19 protein-coding genes and 1 pseudogene are annotated in these 22,467 nt (G+C 68.4%); 14 read left to right on the plus strand and 6 right to left on the minus strand.

Annotated elements, in window-relative coordinates; all coding sequences use genetic code 11:
• Positions 1 to 260 precede the first annotated feature (260 nt).
• The 11 genes from MJQ72_RS29815 to MJQ72_RS29865 are packed head-to-tail and all read left to right on the plus strand — an operon-like array spanning position 261 to position 10,181.
• On the plus strand, positions 261 to 1,055 hold the full coding sequence (locus MJQ72_RS29815) for an ABC transporter permease (RefSeq protein ID WP_016336400.1): 795 nt from the start codon (positions 261 to 263) through the stop codon (positions 1,053 to 1,055).
• Positions 1,055 to 1,906: an ABC transporter permease gene (locus tag MJQ72_RS29820; protein WP_240594384.1), complete on the plus strand. Its 852-nt coding sequence runs from the start codon at positions 1,055 to 1,057 to the stop codon at positions 1,904 to 1,906. The genes MJQ72_RS29815 and MJQ72_RS29820 overlap by 1 nt, the downstream gene beginning before the upstream one ends.
• Positions 1,903 to 3,168 carry an MCE family protein gene (locus tag MJQ72_RS29825; protein WP_240594385.1) on the plus strand — a complete coding sequence of 422 codons (1,266 nt, stop codon included), beginning with the start codon at positions 1,903 to 1,905 and terminating at the stop codon, positions 3,166 to 3,168. Before MJQ72_RS29820 ends, MJQ72_RS29825 begins: the two co-directional genes overlap by 4 nt.
• Positions 3,165 to 4,172, plus strand: coding sequence for an MCE family protein (locus MJQ72_RS29830; RefSeq protein WP_240594386.1), 1,008 nt, complete (start codon positions 3,165 to 3,167; stop codon positions 4,170 to 4,172). The genes MJQ72_RS29825 and MJQ72_RS29830 overlap by 4 nt, the downstream gene beginning before the upstream one ends.
• Positions 4,169 to 5,158, plus strand: coding sequence for an MCE family protein (locus tag MJQ72_RS29835; RefSeq protein WP_240594387.1), 990 nt, complete (start codon positions 4,169 to 4,171; stop codon positions 5,156 to 5,158). Before MJQ72_RS29830 ends, MJQ72_RS29835 begins: the two co-directional genes overlap by 4 nt.
• Positions 5,155 to 6,147 (plus strand): MCE family protein, encoded by a 993-nt coding sequence (locus tag MJQ72_RS29840; RefSeq protein ID WP_240594388.1) that lies wholly within the window; start codon positions 5,155 to 5,157, stop codon positions 6,145 to 6,147. Before MJQ72_RS29835 ends, MJQ72_RS29840 begins: the two co-directional genes overlap by 4 nt.
• Positions 6,147 to 7,202 (plus strand): MCE family protein, encoded by a 1,056-nt coding sequence (locus MJQ72_RS29845; protein ID WP_240594389.1) that lies wholly within the window; start codon positions 6,147 to 6,149, stop codon positions 7,200 to 7,202. The genes MJQ72_RS29840 and MJQ72_RS29845 overlap by 1 nt, the downstream gene beginning before the upstream one ends.
• On the plus strand, positions 7,202 to 8,395 hold the full coding sequence (locus MJQ72_RS29850) for an MCE family protein (protein ID WP_240594390.1): 1,194 nt from the start codon (positions 7,202 to 7,204) through the stop codon (positions 8,393 to 8,395). The genes MJQ72_RS29845 and MJQ72_RS29850 overlap by 1 nt, the downstream gene beginning before the upstream one ends.
• Positions 8,380 to 8,883: a hypothetical protein gene (locus MJQ72_RS29855; protein ID WP_240594391.1), complete on the plus strand. Its 504-nt coding sequence runs from the start codon at positions 8,380 to 8,382 to the stop codon at positions 8,881 to 8,883. The genes MJQ72_RS29850 and MJQ72_RS29855 overlap by 16 nt, the downstream gene beginning before the upstream one ends.
• A complete protein-coding gene (locus MJQ72_RS29860; RefSeq protein WP_240594392.1) occupies positions 8,880 to 9,482 on the plus strand; it encodes a hypothetical protein in 603 nt (200 codons plus the stop codon). The genes MJQ72_RS29855 and MJQ72_RS29860 overlap by 4 nt, the downstream gene beginning before the upstream one ends.
• A 39-nt stretch (positions 9,483 to 9,521) precedes the next feature.
• On the plus strand, positions 9,522 to 10,181 hold the full coding sequence (locus tag MJQ72_RS29865; protein WP_240594393.1) for a hypothetical protein: 660 nt from the start codon (positions 9,522 to 9,524) through the stop codon (positions 10,179 to 10,181).
• 64 nt (positions 10,182 to 10,245) lie between these two features.
• Here the strand turns inward: MJQ72_RS29865 and MJQ72_RS29870 are convergent, their stop codons facing one another.
• Positions 10,246 to 11,160, minus strand: coding sequence for a hypothetical protein (locus MJQ72_RS29870; RefSeq protein WP_240594394.1), 915 nt, complete (start codon positions 11,158 to 11,160; stop codon positions 10,246 to 10,248).
• A 345-nt stretch (positions 11,161 to 11,505) separates the two neighbouring features.
• Between MJQ72_RS29870 and MJQ72_RS29875 the strand changes: the two genes are divergently transcribed.
• Entirely contained in the window at positions 11,506 to 12,132 is a 627-nt protein-coding gene (locus MJQ72_RS29875) for a DUF6801 domain-containing protein (protein ID WP_240594395.1), read from the plus strand.
• 70 nt (positions 12,133 to 12,202) lie between these two features.
• Positions 12,203 to 13,573, plus strand: coding sequence for a DUF6801 domain-containing protein (locus tag MJQ72_RS29880; protein WP_240594396.1), 1,371 nt, complete (start codon positions 12,203 to 12,205; stop codon positions 13,571 to 13,573).
• A gap of 71 nt (positions 13,574 to 13,644) precedes the next feature.
• Here the strand turns inward: MJQ72_RS29880 and MJQ72_RS29885 are convergent, their stop codons facing one another.
• The 5 genes and pseudogenes from MJQ72_RS29885 to MJQ72_RS29905 all read right to left on the minus strand — a co-directional run bounded on the left by MJQ72_RS29885 (position 13,645) and on the right by MJQ72_RS29905 (position 21,631).
• Positions 13,645 to 14,910, minus strand: coding sequence for a CdaR family transcriptional regulator (locus tag MJQ72_RS29885; RefSeq protein WP_240594397.1), 1,266 nt, complete (start codon positions 14,908 to 14,910; stop codon positions 13,645 to 13,647).
• Between the two features lie 234 nt (positions 14,911 to 15,144).
• Positions 15,145 to 15,936: an arginase family protein gene (locus MJQ72_RS29890; RefSeq protein WP_240594398.1), complete on the minus strand. Its 792-nt coding sequence runs from the start codon at positions 15,934 to 15,936 to the stop codon at positions 15,145 to 15,147.
• Positions 15,937 to 16,037: 101 nt separating this feature from the next.
• Positions 16,038 to 19,414: pseudogene (locus tag MJQ72_RS29895) on the minus strand (pyruvate carboxylase).
• Positions 19,415 to 19,502: 88 nt separating this feature from the next.
• Entirely contained in the window at positions 19,503 to 20,402 is a 900-nt protein-coding gene (locus tag MJQ72_RS29900; protein WP_396427013.1) for a S8 family peptidase, read from the minus strand.
• 68 nt (positions 20,403 to 20,470) lie between these two features.
• On the minus strand, positions 20,471 to 21,631 hold the full coding sequence (locus tag MJQ72_RS29905; RefSeq protein WP_240594400.1) for an erythromycin esterase family protein: 1,161 nt from the start codon (positions 21,629 to 21,631) through the stop codon (positions 20,471 to 20,473).
• Between the two features lie 31 nt (positions 21,632 to 21,662).
• Here MJQ72_RS29905 and MJQ72_RS29910 point away from each other — a divergent pair, with 31 nt between their 5' ends.
• Entirely contained in the window at positions 21,663 to 22,268 is a 606-nt protein-coding gene (locus MJQ72_RS29910) for a TetR/AcrR family transcriptional regulator (protein WP_240594401.1), read from the plus strand.
• The last annotated feature ends 199 nt before the right edge of the window (positions 22,269 to 22,467 follow it).

Genomic DNA, 22,467 nt, shown 5'->3' on the forward strand with positions numbered 1-22,467 from the left:
GCCGATCACGAAAGAACGGACAAGATCCCCGCTCGCCTTTGTCAGAAAAAGACAAGAATTCACCGGTTACCAGGACGTGACGTCTTGATCACACCGAAGTTCTTGTCACCAGGCAGGCGCGTGATTAGCGTACCGACCAGTAGCAAACAGCACGGTAACACCCCGTTGATCCTCGTCAACGATTCCGTTCCGCCATTCGGAGCATAGGAATTGCGCAAGCTGGGGTGTATTCGCCGTGCCCGGAAAACGGGAGGGTCGGCGTGGGCGTCCGGACTGGCGCACCCTCATTCCCCGGCGCGGGTGCGATCCGGGAGACCGGAAGGCTCTATTCGCTCGGCCTCGACGTCGTCCGCCTGACCTTCCGACGGCCATTCCAGGCACGCGAGCTGATCCAGCAGTTCTGGTTCATCGCGAGTGTGTCGATCCTGCCGACGGCGCTGGTCGCGATCCCGTTCGGCGCGGTGATCGCGCTGCACATCGGTTCGCTGACCGCGCAGATCGGCGCACAGTCCTTCACCGGCGCGGCCAGTGTGCTGGCGATCATCCAGCAGGCCAGCCCGATCGTGACCGCGTTGCTGATCGCGGGCGCGGGCGGCTCGGCGATGTGCGCGGATCTCGGGTCCCGCACGATCCGCGAGGAGATCGACGCGATGGAGGTGCTCGGGGTCTCCCCGATCCAGCGCCTGATCGTGCCGCGGGTGCTCGCCGCGATGGGGGTCGCCGCATTCCTCAACGGAATGGTCAGCGTGGTCGGCGTTCTCGGCGGTTATTTCTTCAACGTCATCATGCAGAACGGGACACCGGGCGCATATCTGGCCAGTTTCTCCGCTCTCGCGCAGCTTCCGGACCTCTGGATCAGCGAGATCAAAGCGGTCATCTTCGGTTTCGTCGCGGCGATCGTCGCCTCTTATCGCGGGCTCAATCCGAAAGGCGGCCCGAAAGGCGTCGGTGACGCGGTGAACCAATCCGTGGTCATCACGTTCCTCCTCCTGTTCCTGTTGAACCTCGTGCTGACGACGCTTTACCTGCAGCTCGTCCCGGCGAAGGGCAGCTGATGGTCACGACCACACCCACCCGAACGACGCGCGTACGCGAAGCCGTCGACCGCCGGTTCGGATTCCTGGACACGCTCGGCGACCAGATCCTCTTCTTCCTCAAGGCGCTCGCCTGGGTGCCGCGCGCGGTGCGCCGCTATCTCCGGGAGATCACCCGCCTGCTGGCCGAAGTCAGTTTCGGCAGCGGCGCGCTCGCGGTCATCGGCGGCACGATCGGCGTGATGATCGGGATGACCGTGTTCACCGGCACGGTCGTCGGGCTCCAGGGGTATTCGGCGCTCAATCAGGTCGGCACGTCGGCGTTCGCCGGGTTCGTCTCCGCGTACTTCAACACCCGCGAGATCGCGCCGCTCGTGGCCGGGCTCGCCTTGTCGGCCACGGTCGGCTGCGGGTTCACCGCGCAGCTCGGCGCGATGCGCATCTCCGAGGAGATCGACGCGCTCGAAGTGATGGGCATCCCCAGCGTCCCGTACCTGGTGACCACCCGGATCATCGCGGGTTTCCTCGCGGTCATCCCGTTGTACGCGATCGGCCTGCTGACCTCGTATCTCGCGTCGCGCCAGATCACCGTCTGGTTCTACGGCCAGTCCGCGGGCACCTACGACCACTATTTCCTGCTGTTCCTGCCGCCGGGCGACGTGCTCTGGTCGTTCGGCAAGGTGCTGGTGTTCAGTGTCGTGATCGTGCTCGCCCACTGCTACTACGGTTTCCGCGCGAGTGGCGGCCCGGCGGGTGTCGGGGTCGCCGTCGGCCGTGGCGTGCGGACCGCGATCGTGGCGGTCAGCGTGCTCGACTTCTTCCTCAGCCTCGCGATCTGGGGCGCGACCACGACGGTGCAGGTGGCCGGATGAGCCGGCGCGGGCTGCGCAAAGCCGGGGTCAGGACGGCCGGGGTGCTGTTCCTCGTGGTGATGTCCGCTCTCGTGCTGCTGTCGATCAAGATCTACCGGAAGGATTTCGTCGACTCCGTGCCGGTGACACTGCAGGCGGACCGCGTCGGCAACCAGTTGCGCACCGGCGGGCAGGTCAAGGCACGCGGCGTGGTGGTCGGCGAGATCCGCGAAGTCCGCGCCACACCGGGCGGCGCGGAGATCGACCTGGCGATGGAGCCCGGGAAGGTCTCCCAGCTGCCGAAGAACGTGTCCGCGCTGCTCGTGCCGAAGACGCTGTTCGGTGAGCGGTACGTGCAACTGTCCATTCCGGACGGGACGAAGGCCGGACCGTTGAGTTCGGGCGACGTGATCACCCAGGACCGGTCGGCCAACGCGATCGAGCTGGAGCGCGTCTTCGACAACCTGTTGCCGCTGCTCAAGGCGGTGCAGCCGCAGAAGCTCGCGACCACGCTGACCACGGTCGCCACCGCGCTGGAAGGCCGCGGCGACCAGATCGGCGACACGCTCGCCACCGCGGCCGCGTACCTGAAGGAGTTCAACCCGAACCTCCCGGCGCTGAACGACAACATCCGCGACCTCGCCACGGTTTCGAAGCTGTACGGCGACATCGCGCCGGATCTGCTCGACGCGCTGAGCGCTTCGGCCGTCACGCTCGACACGGTCAAGGAGAAACGGGCCGAGCTGGCCTCGGTGTACCAGCAGGTGACGTCGTCGTCCCAGCAGGTCACGACATTCCTCGCCAACAACCGCGCCAACATCATCGCGCTCGCCGCCGAAAGCCGCGCGCCGCTGGAGGTCGCCGCGAAGTACTCGCCCAGTTTCGCCTGCACGCTCGACGCGCTCGCCAAGCTGAAGCCGCAGATGGACAAGGTGCTGGGCGCCGGAACCGACGAACCCGGCCTGCACGCGGAGATCGTCATCACCCAGCCTCGCGGCAAATACGTCCCCGGCAAGGACGATCCGGTCTACAACGCCACCGGTGAACCGCGCTGCTACCCGTCGAACGGCCTGATGGGCCAAGGGATCGCGGCGAGCGGCGAGAAGACCGCCGCGCTGCCGGGTGTGCAGGGCGACCTCGGCCTGCCGAACTCGCCGCAAGAACGGGAACTGATCTCCACGCTCCTCGCGCCGTCCATGGGCGTTCCGACGGCCGAGGTTCCCGCGTGGGGCAGCGTGCTCGTCGGCCCGCTCTACCGGGGCACGGAGGTGACCCTGCGATGAGGAACTTCGTGAGTCCCCTGCTCAAGGGGCTGATCTTCGTCGTCGTCACGACGCTGGCGACGGTGCTGCTGGCGGTGTCCATCACGAACACCGGCCTCGGCGACACCAGGAACTACAGCGCCAAATTCCTCGACGCGACGTCGCTGAACGTCGGCGACGACGTCCGGATCTCCGGGGTGCGGGTCGGCCAGATCGAGGCACTCGAGATCGCCGACCACAGCCTCGCTCGCGTCGAATTCTCCCTCGACTCCCAGCGCAGGCTGCCCGCCGACGTCACCGCGGTGATCAAGTACCGCAACATGGTCGGCCAGCGCTACATCGCCCTCGAACGCGGCAAGGGCTCCAGCGACTTCCTGGAGCCCGGCGCGGAGATCCCGCTGGAGCGCACGACCCCCGCGCTGGATCTCACGGAACTGTTCAACGGCTTCAAACCGCTGTTCCAGGCGTTGTCCCCGAAGGACGTCAACCAGCTTTCCGGCGAGATCGTCCAGGTGCTGCAGGGCGAAGGCGGCACGGTGGAAAGCCTGCTGGCGCACACCGGTTCGCTGACCACCACGCTCGCCGGCCGCGACAAGGTGATCGGCGAGGTGATCACGAACCTGGACACGGTGCTGAAGAGCATCAACGGCAAGGGCGACGCGCTGTCCACTTTGGTCTCCACGCTGAAGGAACTGGTGACGGGCCTCGCCGGTGACCGCACCGAGATCGGGGAAGCCGTCTCGGGCCTCGCGGAACTCACCACGGCGACGGCCGGTCTGCTCGAACAGGGCAGGAAGCCGCTCAAGGACAGCATCGAAGGACTCGGCCTGCTCTCCGGCCAGCTGACGACCGACGAAGGCAAGGCCGAAGTCGACAACTTCCTCACCGTCCTCCCCGGGAAACTGAACGACCTGGGGCGGATCGGCTCCTACGGATCGTGGATGAACTTCTACCTGTGCTCGGCCGTCCTCAAGACCACGCCTCCCCGCGGGGTACCGGCGACGGCGGAGAGGTGCACGTCGTGAAACCCTTCAAGGAACGGAATCCGATAGTCGTCGGTCTCGTCGGCAGCGCCGTCGCAGCGGCGGTACTGACCGCGACGCTCAACTACGAGAACCTCCCGATCGTCGGCGCCGGGACCACGTACCAGGCCGAATTCTCCGAAGCGGCCGGCCTGCAGGAGGACGACGAGGTCCGCATCGCCGGGATCAAGGTCGGCGAGGTGAGCGACGTCCGGCTCGCCGAAGACCACGTGGTGGTCAGCTTCCGGGTCAAGGACGCCTGGGTCGGCGACAAGACCGCCGCCGAGATCAAGATCAAGACCCTGCTGGGCCGGAAGTTCCTCGCACTGCGCCCGACCGGCGAGACGGTGCAGAATCCGAAGCAGGTCATCCCGCGCACCAGGACCGTGACGCCCTACGACGTCACCGAGGCCTTCAACGGGCTGGCCGACACCGCGGGCGCCATCGACACCGATCAGCTCGCGGAGAGCTTCACGACGCTGTCCGACACGTTCAAGAACTCGCCCGAGCACATCAAGAAGGCGCTCGACGGGCTGACGTCCCTGTCGAAGACCGTGTCCTCCAGGGACAGTGAGCTCGCGAGCCTGCTATCCAACGCGCACGGCCTCACCACGACGCTCGCGAACTCGAACGACGACTTCGCCAAGCTCCTCTCGAACGGCAATCTCCTGCTGACCGAACTGGACAACCGCCGCCAGGCGATCCACGACCTGTTGACCGGCTCGCAGCAGCTCGCCTCCCAGCTTTCGGGGCTGGTGAAGGACAACAAGGACCAGCTCGGCGGAGCGCTCAGAAAGCTCGGAGAGGTGACCGACATCCTGCAGCGGCAGAACGACAATCTCGCCAAGAGCCTCGACCTCGCCGCGCCGTACTTCCGCGTGGTGAACAACTCGCTCGGCAACGGGCGCTGGGTCGACAGCTACCTGTGCGGCCTCGTCCCGGAGAACCGCGACCCCTGCACCCCGAAGATCCCGGGAGGCCGCCGGTGATCGGCAGATTCGTCACCCTCGCGCTCGTGCTCGCGCTGGCCGTCGTCGGCGGCCTCTGGTGGATCTTCTCCGGCAGCGGGCTCGACCGCGTCACGGTGTACTTCTCGCGCGCGGTCGGTGTCTACAGTGGATCGGACGTGCGCGTGCTCGGCGTCCGGGTCGGCCAGGTGGAATCGGTGAATCCACGCGGGGAACAGGTCGAGGTCGTGCTGACCGTCGACGGCGCGACGCCGATCGCCGCCGACACGAACGTCCTGGTCGTGGCGCCGAGCGTGGTGGCGGACCGGTACGTCCAGTTCACCAAGCTCACCCGTGCGGGGAACCGCCTGGACGACGGCGCGGTGATCCCGGTCGAGCGCACCGGCACCCCGGTGGAACTCGACCAGCTCTACGCCAGCCTCGACACGCTCGCCAAGGCGCTCGGCCCCAAGGGGGCGAACGCCGACGGCGCGCTTTCGGAGCTGCTGCGCACCGGCGCGAAGAACCTGCAGGGCAACGGCAAATCGTTCAACGAGTCGGTGCGCAACTTCGCCGACCTTGCCAGAACCCTGTCCGGGAACTCGCAGAACCTGTTCGCCACCGTCGACGAGCTGCAGCGGTTCACCTCGATGCTGGCGACCAACGACCGCAACGTCAGCGAGGTCAACAGGCAGCTCGCCTCGGTGACCGGGACGCTGGCCGCGAACAAGGACGAGCTCGCCCGCGCGCTCAACGGCCTCGGCGGCGCGCTCGCGGAGATCCAGCAGTTCATCAAGGAGAACCGCGCGCTGATCAAGTCCAATGTGGACAAGCTCGCGGCGACCACCGGGACGCTGGTCGACAAACGCGCCGCGCTGGCCGAGACCCTCGACACGATCCCGCTGGCGGTGACGAACGTGCTCGAAGCCGTGGACCCGAAGACCGGCAAGCTGCAGAGCCGCGGCAACATGCTCGAATACGCGCCGCTCCCGCTGCCCGTCGCCGGTGACACCTACACCGGGGGGCGTTGATGGCCACGAAACGGGCGATCGCCGCGCTCACCGCGTGCTGCCTCGCGCTCACCGCGTGTTCGTCGGATTTCAAGGGCGTCTACGACCTGCCGCTGCCCGGCGGCGCGGATATCGGCGACCATCCGTACCGGGTGACCGTGCAGTTCGCCGACGTGCTCGACCTGGTCCCGCAGGCCGCGGTGAAGGTCGGCGACGTCCCGGTCGGCCGGGTCGAGACGATCAGGCTCGCCGAAGACGGCTGGACGGCCGAGACCGTCCTCGCGGTCAACGGCGACGTCCAGCTGCCCGCCAACGCCATCGCGCGGCTGCGGCAGTCCAGCCTGCTCGGCGAGAAGTTCATCGAGCTCGCCCCCAGCGCGGCGAAGGCCGAGGGCAGGCTGGGCGACGGCGGCGTGATCCCCGTCGCGAGCACGAACCGCAACCCGGAGTTCGAAGAGATCTTCGGCGCGCTGTCCCTGCTGCTCAACGGCGGCGGGATCGGGCAGTTGCAGACCATCAACCGCGAGCTGTCGAAGGTGATGGACGGCAACGAGGAGGAGATCCGGTCCTTTCTGTCCACTGTGGAGAAGCTGGTGTCCAACCTGGACTCCCACCGCTCCGAGATCACCTCGGCGCTCGACGGGCTCAACCAGCTCTCGGCCACGCTGGCGAACCGGAAGAAGCAGGTCGAAGGCGCGCTCACCGATCTCACCCCCGGCCTGCAGAGCCTTTCCGATCAGCGCACGCAGCTGGTCTCGATGCTGCAGTCGCTGGACCGGCTCTCCGGGGTCGGCGTCGACGTGATCAAGAAGAGCCGCGCCGACCTCGTCGCGGACCTCACCGCGCTCGCGCCGATCCTGAAACGGCTGGCCGACGCCGGCGAGAGCCTGCCCAAATCGCTGGAGATCCTGCCGACGTTCCCGTTCACCGACGCCGTCCGCGACGGGATCAAGGGCGACTATCTGAACGTCTACGCCACGATGATCCCCGCACCGGGCGTCGAACTCCCGCCTCCTGGTGAAGGGGTCCCGCCGGGGCTCCCGACCCTTCCGCTGCCGTCCTCCGGAGGTAGCTGATGCTCACCACCCGTGTCCGGATCCAGGTGATCGCGTTCGTCATCCTCGCCCTGGCGACGACGGCGTTCGTCGGGGCCAGCTACGCGGGGCTCGGCCGGCTCTTCGGGGCGAGCGGGTACACCGTGAAGCTCGCGCTGACCGACGGCGGGGGCCTGTTCACCAACGGCGAGGTGACCTATCGGGGCGTCGCCGTCGGCCGGGTCGGCGAACTGCGGCTCACCGACGGCGGGATGGAGGCGGATCTCCTGATCGACGAAGACGCGCCGCCGATCCCCGCGAACTCGCGGGCGGTCGTGGCGAACCGGTCCGCCGTCGGCGAGCAGTTCGTCGACCTGCAACCCCGGACCGGCGACGGACCGTTCCTCGCCGAGGGTTCGGTCATCCCGCGCGAGGCGACCACCGTGCCGCTGCCGGTGCAGAATCTGCTGACCGATCTGGACTCGCTGACCGCGTCCGTGCCGACCGAGGACCTGCGGACCGTGGTCGACGAACTCGACAACGCCCTGCGCGGCTCCGGCGCGAACCTGCAGGTGCTGCTGGATTCCACCACCGACTTCACGAAACAGGCGTCGGATCACCTGCCGCAGACGGAGAAGCTGATCACCGACGGCTCGACCGTGCTGAAGACCCAGGTCGACTCGTCGCAGGCCTGGCGGCAGTTCAGCGGCAACGCCAAGCAGTTCGCCGAGCAGCTGTCCCGTTCGGACGGTGACCTGCGGCGGCTGATCGCGACGGCGCCCGACGCGGCGACGCAGCTCTCCGGGCTGTTGCGCGACAACGAACCGGGTCTGCCGATCCTGCTGGCGAACCTGCTCACCACGTCGCACGTGTTCTCGGCACGCACCGACGGACTCCGGCAGCTGCTGATCAACACCCCGAAGGCGGTGTCCGCGGTGAACGCGGCCGTCGACGAGCAGTCCGGGAAGGTCGGGCTGGTCCTGACCTTCTTCGACCCGATGCCGTGCACCAAGGGCTACGAGGGCACGAAGGTCCGCACCAGCGCGGAGCTCTCACCGCTGCCGTTCAACACGGGTGCCGCGTGCACGCTCGAAAGGGGCAACGCGAGTTCGGTCCGCGGCTCGCAGAACGCGCCGAAGGGCGGCGTCCCGCCCGCCGCGATCCCCGGCGGCTTCGGCGCCGACGGCCAGCCGACGTCCACCAGCCTCGAGGAGATGTTGTGGCTCCGAAACTGAAGATCGCGATCGCGGTGTTCGCCGCGGCCTGCGCGTTCGCGGGCTGGGCCGGGTACTCCTGGTTCACCGCGACGGCTTCCGAGGCCGTGTCCTACGGGAACTCCCGTGACGAAGCGCTGAAGACCGGCCGCGAACTCGTCGCCCGGCTGACGAGCCTCGACCATCACCGGGTCGACCAGGGCATCGCCGACTGGCTCGCCGCGTCCACCGGTCCGCTGCGCGATCAGCTGGGCAAGACCGACGACGCGACGAGGCGGACGCTCACCAAGGACGCGACGGTCTCGACGGGCAAGGTGCTCGACGCGGCGATCAGCGAACTCGACGACCACGCGGGAACGGCGAAGATGCTGGCTTCGGTGGAGATCACGATGGCGAAGGAAGGCTCGGCACCGACGACGAAACGCAACCGCTTCGCCGCCGGGCTGACCAGGACGGACGAGGGCTGGAAGCTCAGCGCGCTCGACCAGCTGCCGGTGGGTGCGCGATGACCGCCACGGCCGATACCGACGCCGATGTCCCTGCGGAGGCCGAGCCCGAGACCACGGCCGAAGAGACCACCGAAGAGGCCGCCGGGAAGCCGCCCCGCCGGCCGGACCTGTCACTGATCCTGCTGCTCGCGGCGGCCGTGCTGGTGGCGGCCGGCGCGTGGTTCACGCTGGAGGCGAGGTCGATCTCGGCGGCGCCGTCGGCGGCCAACACCGCGCTCACCGACGTCGGCGCCACGGCCGAGGTGAACTCCGCGGTGACGGTGGCGCTCGACAAGATCTTCTCCTATTCCTACGACCGGACCGATGTCACCGAAAAGGCGGCGGCCGCGGTGCTGAGAGGAAAGGCGCTGGACTCCTACAACAGGTTGTTCGCCCAAGTCCGGGAAAAGGCTCCGGCACAGAAACTCGTCCTCACCACCCGGGTCTCCTCATCCGCCGTCCAAGAACTCGGCGGCGGGAAAGCGAGGCTGCTGGTATTCCTCGATCAAGCGGCCGTCCGGGCCGACAACAATTCTTCGACGGCGGCCGCGGCGCAGCTTTCGATCACCGCGGAACGCGAAGGCGACAACTGGGTCATCACCGACCTCATCCCCAGGTAATCCGCTTTGTAAACCAGGAGAGAAAACGAGGAGATTCCCATGTTCGGTCGAACGCGCCCTAAAACAGCCCGTCGCCGTCTCGGCACGGTCGTCGCACTCACGTCCGCGCTCGCCATGGCGGGCAGCCTGGCCGCGACCCCGGCCCTGGCGGACGACCCGGTGGAGATCCCGGTGTCCTACACCGTCACCGGGACGACCACGGTGAAGAAGACCGGCGGCACCCTCGATCTCGGCCCGGGTCAGCTCAACGGCGCGCTGGTCATCGACGGTGACAACGTCGGCATCCGCGGCGATCTGGCCCTGCCGCCGTCGACGGCGAACATCTCGCTGGTCTCGGGGGTCTTCAAGATCAAGGCCCGCGTGCGGATCGAGCCGACCGGCCCGGTCACCGGCACGCTCGCCAACGGCGACCTGACCACCCACTCGCAGGCGAACATGCTGATCGACAACATCGTGGTCGGCCTGTTCTGGCCGGTCATCCCGCTCCCGACGGTGCCGAACGCCTGCAAGACCGTCAAGCCGCTCGACCTGACCCTGGTGTCGAAGAACGTCGACCTGTTCGCGCCGACCATCCCGTCTTCGGGGACGTTCACCATCCCCGAGTTCAAGGACTGCTTCATCAACGACCTCGCGCTGGGGGCGTTGATCTCGGGACCGGACAACACGATCAACCTGAGCATGAAGTCGAACCTGTCCTGAAAACTCGTGAGTGGTAAGGACGGTTCTAACCGTCCTTACCACTCACGAGGCCCAGCACTCCACGTCAGCAGAAGTACGGCGCCGTGGGGTCGACCAGCGCGACGCCGGTGCTGTCACCAGCGGAAACGGCGTAGACCGGAGCGCACACGCCGGAGAACTTCCAGAAGTCCGTCGGCGGTTCCGTGCTGGTGTCACGGCTTTCGGACTTCACGTTGCTGCCCCAGGCGAAGACACTCCCGTCCGCCTTCAGCGCGACGTTGTGGTTGAAGCCCGCGTCGATGGCGACCACGCCGGATTGCGCCTCCGGCGGAACCGTGGCCTGGCCGTAGAAGTTGTCGCCCCAGGCGATCACGCCGCCGTTCTTCAGCGCGATGCTGTGCCGGAGTCCCGCCGAGACCGCGCTGACCCCGGAGGTCGCCGCCGCGGGCACCGTGATCTGGCCCTTTCCGTTGCTGCCCCACCCGATCACGCCGCCGTTCTTCAGCGCGAGCCCGTGGTCCCCACCGGCCGAGATCGCCGTGACACCGGAAGAAACCGTCGCGGGGACAACGCTTCGCGATCCCCAACTCACCACACTGCCGTTCGTCTTGAGCGCCAGGTTGAAGTAGGCGCTGGTGGAGATCGCCTGGACGCCCGAAGTGGCGGTCGCCGGCACCACGTTCTGGCCATAGAAGCCATTGCCCCAAGCGATCACGCCGCCGTTCTTGAGCGCCAGTTCGTGCGCCCAGCCCGCGGCGATCGCCGAGACGCCGGACGTGGCCGCCGCCGGAACCGTCAACTGGCCGTAACTGTCGTTCCCCCAGGCGATCACCCCGCCGTCCTTGAGCGCGAGATGGGTGATCGCGCCGGCGGAGACCGCACTGGCGCCGAGCGCGGCGGCCGGTATGGTCCCCTGCCCGTAGTCGTTGCTCCCCCATGGCCGCGCTTCGCCGGTCTGCGCGGCGCTCGCCGTACCGCAAAGGGAAACCGTTGCGATCATTACGGTAATCGCGACGCCCGCTACCCGTCGTGATGCCGATCGTCGATTCTCGGAAGACATGCGCCGAATGTTAACCCGGCTGCACCGATCGGCCGCCTCTTTGTCATCCACGGACAAACTTCATAATCGCATTCAGCGCCCGCTGACAAGAAAGAACGGACGTCTCATCCACTTCGAAACATGTCGACATGAATCCTTGTTACGTACATAACTCGCGGGTAACCTCGGTTTACCCCACCACCGAGAAAGCCGCTCGAGTCGAGCATATTTGATCAGAAAAATCCGCCGAAAGGCGCATGGGGAAAGCCGCCCGAGACGTAAACTGGATCAAAGGAGATGACAGGTATGTCCCGTAGACTTGGCAAGTTGTCGGCAGGCGTCGCCACCACCGGCATCGTGCTCGGCGCCGTCGCCGTGCTCACCGCCGGAACGGCCGCTGCCGCGACCACCTACGCGACCGGCACCGTCGCCTACATGTGCAACTTCCCCGGTATCGGCCAGCAGCAGCTGGACGTGAAGGCGAACTTCGTCGGGCCGGACTCGGTCGCCTCCGGCGGCACCGCCACTCCGTCGAGCGTCGGCGGCACCGCGACGATCAACGCGACCATCAACGCGCTGCTCAACGCCGCCAACTACGACGGCGTGCGCGGCAAGGCCAACATGCCGATCACCGCCACCAACGCCACCCCGACGTCGGCGACGGTGACCAACCTGGACGTTCCGACCCAGATCAACCCGTACGTGCCCGGCCCCCGGTCGTTCAACATCGTCCAGGACGCCGGCACCAGTGTTCCGACGCTGACGGCGGGCGTTCCCGGCTCGGGCGTGATCTCCCTCGGCACCACGATCAACGCTCCGCTGGACTTCCACAAGAAGGACGGCACCTGGACGGCGTGGAACTTCAACTGCACGGTGAAGAACACCAACCCGGCGCAGAACCGCGCGTTCAGCCCGGCGATCCCGATCACCTGATGAACCACCCGTGCGGGGCGGGGACGCCCGCCCCGCACGGCCTCCACGCAGGACACGAGAGGAAGACCGCATGACGCAGCAGGTTCGCCGGATACTCGGGAGGGCTCCCGTGATCGCGGGCGTGATCCTGCTGGCCGGCGTGAACGGCGCGCTGACCGGCTCGGCGGCGACCGATCCGGCGGCCAAGCCGATACCGCCGCTCCAGGGCGCCGAGCCGGCGCACAAAAGCCTGGCGAACACCTGCGTCTTCCCTGATCCGGTCGGCGAACGACCGGTCACAGTGGACACCAAGGCCACTCTGCCGAAGGTCGTCGATACCGGAAAACCCATCCACGTCAAGGACTTCTCCCTCACCTTCGCGATACCCGCCGGCGCGCTCGGGGACGTGACCGAGATCGAGGGTGCCGCCACCGTCGAACTCACGGCGACCCGCGAGGACAAGAAGACCCCGGTCCCGGTCACTCTCACCATTCCGGCGACCAAGGTGCCCACCACCGGCGACCTGATCCTGGTCGCGACCGGCAAGGTCCCCGACATCGTGATGAAGGTCGAGGGCGAGCTCCAGCTGACCACCGGCGCACCGTCCCTCGCGCTCACCGTCCCGGCCACCGGAACCCCGCTCAAGCCGATCACCTGCGTCCAAGGTCCCGGCCAGGATCCGGCACTCGGCACTGTCGCGCTGCTGCCGTTGAAGCCGCTCGAGCAGAGGACCGGGAAGCCCGGCGAACAGAAGCCGCGGGGTGAGGTCCGCACCGCGGACGACCCGCCGGACCCGAACATCATCGTCATCCCGCTGCTGCCGTTCGAGCTGATCAACACGGCCACGATCAGCAAGGTCGGCGCGGTCGCCAGGCTGAAGCCCGGGTTCATGTTCAACGCGATCTGGAAGGTCTATCTCGACCGGACGACGAGTGAGATCAGCGGCACGGCACTCCAGCCGCCGAGCAAGCTGAACCTTCTCGGCTTCGGCTTCCTGCCGATCACCGGGACGATGGAGCTACTCCCGACCGACTATCGCACCGGCAACACCCTCATCGACGCCGCCGGGACCGTGATCGCCGAACCCGACGGCAGCTCGACCGCGACCGTCAAGGTCCAGGGCTACGGCAAGCTGAGCAACATCACCGTCAACGGCGTCGACCTCGGTGTCGGTGACAACTGTGTGACGGCCGAACCGTTCGAACTGAACTTGCGGGGAACCAAGTACGACACGGCATACGGCGGTGTCCTGCGGACCGACCCCGACTCGCCCGACCCGCTGTACCGGGGCTTCACGCTGCCCAGGTTCGCCGGCTGCGGTGTCAAGGAGAACCTCGACTCGCTGCTAAGCGGGATGTCCTCGGGCCCAGGTAACCAGGTTTGCTTCGGTGTCAACCAGGTCGGCCTGCCCCGGACGCCGGAACGGGAGTGTCCCAACGCGACACCGCCCTCCGGGCGCTGACCACAAAGGCCCCGCGCTTCTCGTGAAGCGCGGAGCGGCGAACCCGGGCGCGGTGCCGGTCGCTTCCCCGCTCAGCTCGGCGTCCACTGTGGACTCTTGCGCGGCGACGGCAGCACCTCCGGCAGCGCGTAACCGGCGGGCGCGCCACCGGCCCGCAGCGCGAGCTCCATCTCGAACCGCGCCCCCGGATCACGCAGGTGCTCACCGAAGGTCGCCTGCAGCTGCCGCATGCGGTACCGGACGGTCTGCGGATGCACCTGGAGCCGCTCGGCGATGTCGACGACGTTGCCCTGGCTGTCGAGCCACGCGCGGAGGGTTTCGAGCAGCCGTTCCCGCTGTTTCCCGGTCATCTCGGCGAGCGGGGCGAACAGGCGATCGCGCAGCTGGCAGGTCAGCGCGGCGTCGGCGTTCACGAGCAGGGTGGCGAGATGGTCTTCGGCGCGGATCACGCGGCGGGCCTGGATGATGCCTCGCTCGGACAGGTGCAGGGCCTCGCGTGCCCAGCGGAGGGAATCGGCGACGGAATCCAGCGGGCGGCACGGGCCGATCGACAGCCGGTACTCCGGCAGCGCGGCCTGCAGAGTGGCCAGGCGGGCGATCGAGAGCTCGCCCGGGACGAGAAGACGCGGCTCAGCGCAGTCGAGTTCGGCGAGAACGTCCGAATCCACCGCGTTGTGCCGCCGGGGTCTGACGGTGTCGCCGATCGGGTGCAGCACCACCGGGGTGGCGCGTTCGGGGACCGTCCAGCCGGTCAGCTGCGCGAGTTCCGCGATCGCCTTCGACGGCGCGGGCGGGGTCTCCAGCACGAGGTGCAGCAGTTTGCGGCGCCACGTGTCCAGCGCGCCGGCGGTGCGCGCCTTCGCTTCGAGGTAACCGTCCAGCGCGACGGACGCGAGTTCGTCCATGAACGCGAGCATCGCGTCGGCCAGTTGCGACATCACCGCGGACGAGAGCCCGCTGCGGCGGCCGACGCGCATGATGCGCCGCCAGGAGACCCGGGCACCGACCCGGTAGGCCGACTGGAGGGTGTCGAGGCTGCGGCCCTCCCGCATCTCGTTCTGCCCCAGCCGATGGTGGACCTCGTGCGACTGTTCCTTGGAGACGGAGGGATCCGCGATCTGCGCGACGAACAACGTGATCGCGTATTCGACGCCCGCGCGGATCGACTTGCCGTAGGGCCCGTCGAGCGGGCGCGCGTACGCGGGGATGGTCGCCCGGATCTCGTCGACGATCTCGTTGGCGAGACTGCCGAGCTCCGGTCGCAAAATGTCGGCGAGTTTGCGGGGAAGTGCCGCGGGAGGCTGCGCAGCGTGTTCGATTCCGCGCTCCACCGACATCGCAGCTCCTTTGCTCCGCCCAGCGTCCCGACCGCCCACAATCGTCGTGGGGTGACAACGAACACATCGTGAAGTCGCCCGTGAATGTGTCACCTTTCGCAGAAGAAACCGATTTCTTGTCACCATCGTGACAAAATCACGGGTCGGTCCTGAATTTTGATGACAAGTGCCCGGCAAACGCCTCGCGAGGTACGTACGAACGGCCGAAGTGGATACGACCGTGACGCTGCGTCACTACTTTCCGGTGAGCAATTCACCGAGTACTTCGAGCACGGGGGCCAGCACGCGGACCTCGGTGCCGGCGCATTCGGTGATCCCGGCGCCGACGACCTCGAAACCGCTCAGCCCGCGAAGCATCGCCACCAGACGTTCGATCGTCAAGCCACCGGGCTCCGGATAGTTCAGCCCGTCGAACTCCGCCGGGTCGAGCACGTCGAGATCGAGATGGACGTAGACCTTGTCCGCACCGGCCAGCCCGGCGGCGATGTCGGGCGTCTCGACGACGAGCCCGCGATCGACCACGGCACGCTCGGCGTCATCGAAGGCCCTCGTCCCGGCGAGAACGACGCGCCCCGGCTCGACCGGCGGATTCGCGGCGAACTCCGGGTCGCCCTCGCCGAGCAGCGACCGCAGCACCATGCCGTGGAACGCACCCGACGGCGACGTCTCCGCGGTGTTGAGGTCGGAATGCGCGTCGAACCAGGCGACGCCGAGCCCCGGCCCGAAGCGGTAGCGCGCGACCCCGATCGGGATCAGCTCGACGCCGCAGTCCCCGCCGATGGTGAGCACCGGCCCGCCGGGCGCCTCCAGCGCGGCGAGCTGCGCGGCCCGGTTCGCGCCCGTGAGCACCGCGCGGTTGGCGATGCCGTCGACCACGGGTGAGGTCTCGCGCGTCTGCCGGATGTGGTGCACCGGCACGCCCAGCACGTGGCCCGCGAGCTCGGCGAGCGCGACGCAGCCTTCGGGCAACTCCGGCGCGCGCTCGGTCAGTGCGCCTTGGAACTGGGGTACGGCGTTGATCAGCACCCGGTCCAGGCTAGTGGCTGAAGGGGACTTTCCCCGCATCAGACGTGACGAAAGGGCCCTTCACCGCGTGGCATGCGGTGAAGGGCCCTTTCAGCCCACGGCTACTCCAGGACGAGCAGCAGGTCCCCGCCTTCCACCTGCTGGACGGCGTTGATCGCGCGCCGCGACACCTTGCCGCCGGTGGAAGCGGTGATCGATGCCTCCATCTTCATCGCTTCGATGGTCGCGACCGTGGCACCGGCCTCGACCTCGTCGCCCTCGGACACCTGCAGCGTGACCACGCCCGCGAACGGCGCGGCGATCTGCTTCGGGTCGCCCTTGTCGGCCTTCTCCGTCGCCGGGATGTCCGACGCGATCGACGTGTCGCGCACCTGGATCGGGCGCAGCTGGCCGTTGAGCGTGGACATCACCGTGCGCAGGCCGCGTTCGTCGGCCTCGCCGATGGCCTCCAGCTCGATCAGCAGCCGGACACCCTGTTCCAGGTCGACCGAGTACTCCTCGCCCGGCCGCAGGCCGTAGAAGAAGTCCTTGGACGGCAGGACGGAGGTGTCACCGTACTGCTCACGGTGCGCCTCGAAGTCCTTCGTGGGCCCAGGGAACAGCAGCCGGTTCAGCGTCGCACGCCGGTTCTCGGCCAGCCCCTTGTGGTCCTCTTCGGACAGTTCCTGCACCGGCTTCGGCTGAGCGCGGCCTTCGAGGGCCTTGGTGCGGAACGGCTCCGGCCAGCCGCCGGGCGGGTCGCCCAGTTCGCCGCGCAGGAAGCCGATCACCGAGTCGGGGATGTCGAACTTGTTCGGCTCCGCCTCGAAATCGGACGGCGAGACGCCCGCGCCGACGAGGTGCAGCGCGAGGTCACCGACCACTTTGGACGAAGGCGTGACCTTGACCAGATGCCCGAGGATCTTGTCCGCGGCCGCGTACATCGCCTCGATGTCCTCGAACCGCTCGCCGAGGCCGAGCGAGATCGCCTGCGTGCGCAGGTTCGACAGCTGCCCGCCCGGGATCTCGTGGTGGTACACGCGCCCGGTCGGCGACGAGAGCCCCGCCTCGAACGGCGCGTAGATCTTGCGCACGCTCTCCCAGTACGGCTCCAGGTCGCCGATGGCCTGCAGGTCCAGCCCGGTCGGACGGCCCGAGTGATCCGTCGCCGCGACGAGCGCGGACAGCGACGGCTGCGACGTCGTACCCGCCATGGACGCGACGGCACCGTCGACGGCGTCCGCCCCGGCCTGGATCGCGGCGAGGTACGTCGCCAGCTGGCCACCGGCGGTGTCGTGCGTGTGGATGTGCACCGGAAGGTCGAATTCCTTGCGCAGCGCGGAAACCAGCCGTGCCGCCGCCGGCGCCCGCAGCAGGCCCGCCATGTCCTTGATGGCCAGGACGTGCGCCCCGCGCCGACGATCTGCTCCGCCAGCTTGAGGTAGTAGTCCAGCGTGTACAGCTTTTCGGCCGGATCCGACAGATCCGAGGTGTAGCAGAGCGCCACCTCGGCGACGGCCGATCCGGTCTCGCGGACGGCTTCGATCGCCGGGCGCATCTGCTCGACGTCGTTGAGCGCGTCGAAGATCCGGAAGATGTCGATCCCGGTCGCCGTCGCCTCCTCGACGAAGGCGTGGGTCACCTCGGTGGGGTACGGCGTGTAGCCGACGGTGTTGCGGCCGCGCAGCAGCATCTGCAGGCAGATGTTCGGCACCGCTTCCCGCAGCTTCGCCAGCCGCTCCCACGGGTCTTCCGCCAGGAAGCGAAGGGCGACGTCGTAGGTCGCGCCGCCCCAGCACTCCAGCGAGAGCAGCTGCGGCGTGGTCCGCGCGACGATCGGCGCGACGGCGAGCAGGTCCTTCGTCCGCACACGGGTCGCGAGCAGCGACTGGTGCGCGTCGCGGAAGGTGGTGTCGGTGACGCCGATGGTCGGCGACTCCCGCAGCCAGCGGGCGAAACCCTCCGGGCCCAGCTCGGTCAGCTTCTGCTTCGAGCCGGGCGCCGGTTCGAGGCCCTTGGGCAGCTTCGGCAGTTTGACCTGCGGATCGAGGGTGCGCGGACGCTCGCCGTGCGGTTTGTTGACCGTCTTGTCGGCGAGGTAGGTCAGCAGCCTGGTCCCGCGGTCGGCCGAATGGCGCGCGGTGAGCAGATGCGGGCGCTCCTCGATGAACGACGTCGTGACGCGGCCTTCGCGGAAGTCCGGGTCGTCGAGGACGGCCTGCAGGAACGGGATGTTCGTGGCCACGCCGCGGATCCGGAACTCGGCGACCGCGCGGCGGGCGCGGCCGACGGCGGTCTTGAAGTCGCGGCCACGGCAGGTGAGCTTCACCAGCAGCGAGTCGAAATGCGCGCTGATCTCGGTGCCGGAGAACGCGGTCCCGCCGTCGAGGCGGATACCGGAACCACCGGGCGAGCGGTACGCGCTGATCATCCCGGTGTCCGGGCGGAAGCCGTTCGCGGGATCCTCGGTGGTGATGCGGCACTGCAGCGCGGCGCCGCGCAGGTACACCCTGTCCTGCGACAGGCCGAGATCGTCGAGCGTCTCACCGGAGGCGATGCGCAGCTGCGACTGGACGAGGTCGACGTCGGTGACCTCCTCGGTCACCGTGTGCTCGACCTGGATGCGCGGGTTCATCTCGATGAAGACGTGGTTGCCGTCCCGGTCGAGCAGGAACTCGACGGTGCCGGCGTTGCGGTAGCCGATCTGGCGGGCGAACTTCACCGCGTCGGCGCAGATCCGGTCGCGCAGTTCCGGCGGCAGGTTCGGCGCCGGGGCCAGCTCGACGACCTTCTGGTGCCGCCGCTGGACCGAGCAGTCGCGCTCGTAGAGGTGGATCACGTTGCCCGCGCCGTCGGCGAGGATCTGGACCTCGATGTGGCGCGGCTCGACGACGGCCTTCTCGATGAACACCGTCGGGTCGCCGAAGGCCGACTCGGCCTCGCGCGCGGCGGCCTCGATGGACTCGCGCAGCTGCGCCGGGTCCTGGACGCGGCGCATACCGCGTCCGCCACCACCGGCGACGGCCTTGACGAACACCGGGAAGCCGATCTCCTCGGCGGCGGCGATCAGCGCGTCGACGTCGGACGACGGCTCGGAAGAACCCAGCACCGGCACGCCTGCCTCGCGGGCGGCCTTGACCGCGCGGGCCTTGTTGCCGGTCAGCTCGAGGATGTCCGCGCTCGGTCCGACGAAGGTGATTCCTTCGTCCTCGCACGCGCGCGCGAGGTCCGGGTTCTCGGAGAGGAAGCCGTAGCCGGGGTAAACGGCGTCGGCGCCCGCCTTCTTGGCGGCCGCCACGATTTCCTCGACCGACAGATAGGCCCGCACCGGGTGACCGGGTTCGCCGATCTCGTAGGCCTCGTCGGCCTTCAGCCGGTGGAGCGAATTGCGGTCTTCGTGCGGGAACACAGCCACCGTGCCCGCGCCGAGCTCGAATCCGGCGCGGAACGCGCGGATGGCGATCTCACCCCGGTTGGCGACCAGTACCTTGCGGAACATGCCGGTCCTTCCCATCATCGGATCGGTAGGTGAGGCACGTTACCTGCTCGGTCCCGCAGGGCGGGAGTTGTTGCCCAGGTGATGGACATCATCCCTGGCCGGGTTGCACCCCGGGGCTCTGGAGCAACCTGTTCGCGGTGCCCTCGTGGACCCCGGTCAGCACGTCGACCGAAGCGAGGTCGACGAGCGCTTTCGCGACGTCCGGCGCCGGCGCCTCCGGGTGCAGGGCCCGGTACAGCGCGGCCACCCCGGCGACGTGCGCGGCGGCCGACGACGTCCCGCTGAGCACGCGGCCGCCGCTCCCGCCGGCGTTGGGTCCCGGCACGTCGACGCCGGGCGCGAACAGGTCGACGACCTCGCCGTAGTTCGACGTCGACCCGACCTGGTCACTCGCGTCGGTCGACCCGACGGTGAGCGCTTCGGTGACCCGGCCGGGTGAGAACTTCCCCGCGTCGGTGGCCTCTCCGCCCGCCGGGAGGGCGATCGGGACGACCGCCGCGAGCGCCCGGACGGCGGCGTCGAGCTGGTCGTTGGCCGTGCCGCCGATGCCGAGGACGGCGACGGCGGGCTGCTGTGCGTTCTGCGTCACCCAGTCGATACCCGCGATGATCTTGTCCGTCGCGCCGCCGCCCTGTGCGTCGATCACCCGGACCGGGACGATCTGCGCGGCCTTCGCGACGCCGAAGGTCCTCGACGCGGCGACACCGGCCAGGTACGTGCCGTGACCGTTGGTGTCGGAGGTGTCCGTGCCGCCGTTCAGGAAGTCCTTACCGGGTTTGACGCGGCCGCCGAAGTCCGGATGCGCCGCGTCGACCCCGCTGTCGATCACGTAGACCGTGACGTCCTTGGCGTCGGTCTCGTAGTGGTAGAGCTGATCGAGGCCCGTTCGCTGGTCGATCCGGTCCAGCCCCCAGTTCGGCGGGTTCTGCTGGACTTCCGTCGCGGAGGCGGGCTGCGCCACCAGCACGAGGAGCGCCAGCGCGGCCATGATCCGTACCAGTCGAATGATCATGCCTTGGCTCTACGCCTGTGCCCCGGGGCGGCAACCCCGGAGTGTCACCCGTTCGACTGGTCTTGGCCGATGTGGGCGCTGACCGTCGACTTCGGGAAGCAGACCAGCGCGTCGAACGCCGCCACGACGTCGACGGGGTTGAACAGGTGCGCGTGCCGGATGCTGCGGGGTCCCGCGGTTCCGCGGCGTGCGCGGAGATCGACCAGCCCGGGGCCCTCGGCTTCGACGCTGCCGTCCTCGGGTGCTTCGAGTTCCTGGCGGTACACGGTGAAACCGAGTCGTGCTTCGGGATCGGGCCGGAGCCCGGTGGTCTCGCCCTCGACCGCGGTGAGCCCGAGCGCGAAGTAGTCTTCGCCGAATTCGGCGGCCAGATGCGTACCCGCCGACGGCGAGGTGAGGCCGGGGAACGGCGAGAACGGCACGCGCTGGAGGTGTCCGTTGTGGAGCATCACGACGATCTTCGTGTCGTCGCCGTGCAGCCGCCGGATCAGCCGGACGGTGTCGGCCATGTACGCGTCGCGCGAACCGCTCTGCAGGGCGGGCGCGTCGCCGGACATCATCGCGGCGACTTCGGCGAGGTACGCGTCGACGCGCAGTGCGCCTTCGACGTGGTGCTCCGCGACGGCGGTGTCCCCGTAGACGGGACGCAGCGACGTGAGATGCGTCTTGAGCCGGGTGAGCGCCGCGGTCGCCTTGTCCTTGGCGGCGGTGTCGAGGGCGGCGTACTTGGCGGGCGCTTCCGCGCTGCTGACCGACGCGTACCCCTTGGTGGCCTCGATCGCCGCGTCGACAAGGGCTACGGCGTTTTCGTCCACAGTGGACAGGTACGCGCGGACGGCGTCGAGCGACGGCACCGGCGAGCCCGCGGAACTCGGCACGTCGAGGCCGTAGTACCGGACGTCGCCCCGTTCGCGGAGCCACGTCAGCATTTCGTGCGCCTCGGGCGACTCGCCGAGCGAGAAGGTGAAGCCGTCGCGACCGATGCCGTCGACGTCCCCAGCGGCACCCTTCAGCCAGGCTTCGACGAGCTCGCCCTCGGCGAAGCCGGACTCGAACGCCACGACCCGGAAGCCGTGCTGCTCGACGAGGTGCCGGAGCAAACGATTGCGCAGGTCGCCGAACTCGTGGATGTGGTGGTTGTTCTCGCCGATGGCGACGATCCTGGCGTCCCCGATGAGTTCGGCGATCTTCGCTGGGTCTGACATACTGGCCACACTAACGCAACAGGAGTAGCAATTGGCAACCTCCGGTACCCAGCGGCCCGGCGGCCGGACCGAGCGCACGCGCCAGGCCGTCCTGCACGCCACCCTCGACCTGCTGGCCGAACGCGGGTTCGGCGAACTGACCGTGGACGCGGTCGCCGAACGGTCCGGGGTGCACAAGACCACGGTGTACCGGCGCTGGTCGTCACCGGACGGGCTCGTCGCCGCCGCGCTGCAGATGGGCGCGGAGGACGACTGGAAGGCGCCCGACACCGGGTCGCTGGAGGACGATCTGTACGAGATCGCGGCCGAGGTGGTGCGGTACTTCACCGAGCCCTCGCTGAAGGAGCTGCCGACGGCGTCGGTGTCGGCGGCGTTCCAGTCACCGCAAGCGGCCGAGGCGCTGCACGATTTCTACGCCGACCGGCACGTGCGCATGGCGCCGATCGCGGAACGGGCCGTCGCGCGGGGCGAGATCCCCGAGGGCACGGACGGCGACGAGCTGGTGCGAGCGACGTGCGGGCCGATCTTCTACCGGCTCTTCCTGTCGCGGGAAAGCGTGACGGTCGCGGACGCGCGGGTCACGGCACGGGCCGTCGCGGTCGCGGCGCGGGAAGGCGCTTTCGTGCGGATCTCTTGACCGGCTCCTGCGGACTCGTCGCTCGCCTGAGTACGTGAAGGTCGAGTTTCTTCGGCTGGGGCAGGTGGTGCAGCCGGGCCGCGGGTGGCGATCGCATAGTTCGTGAGGGCCTCACCGCCTATTCGACCACTCACGACCATCTGGGCCCGCCGAGCCCGAGCTGCGGACAGTTTTACCGTCAGCGCCAAGCCTTTTCCGC

Origin of the sequence: Amycolatopsis sp. EV170708-02-1 (assembly GCF_022479115.1) — a bacterium.
Lineage (GTDB): Bacteria > Actinomycetota > Actinomycetes > Mycobacteriales > Pseudonocardiaceae > Amycolatopsis.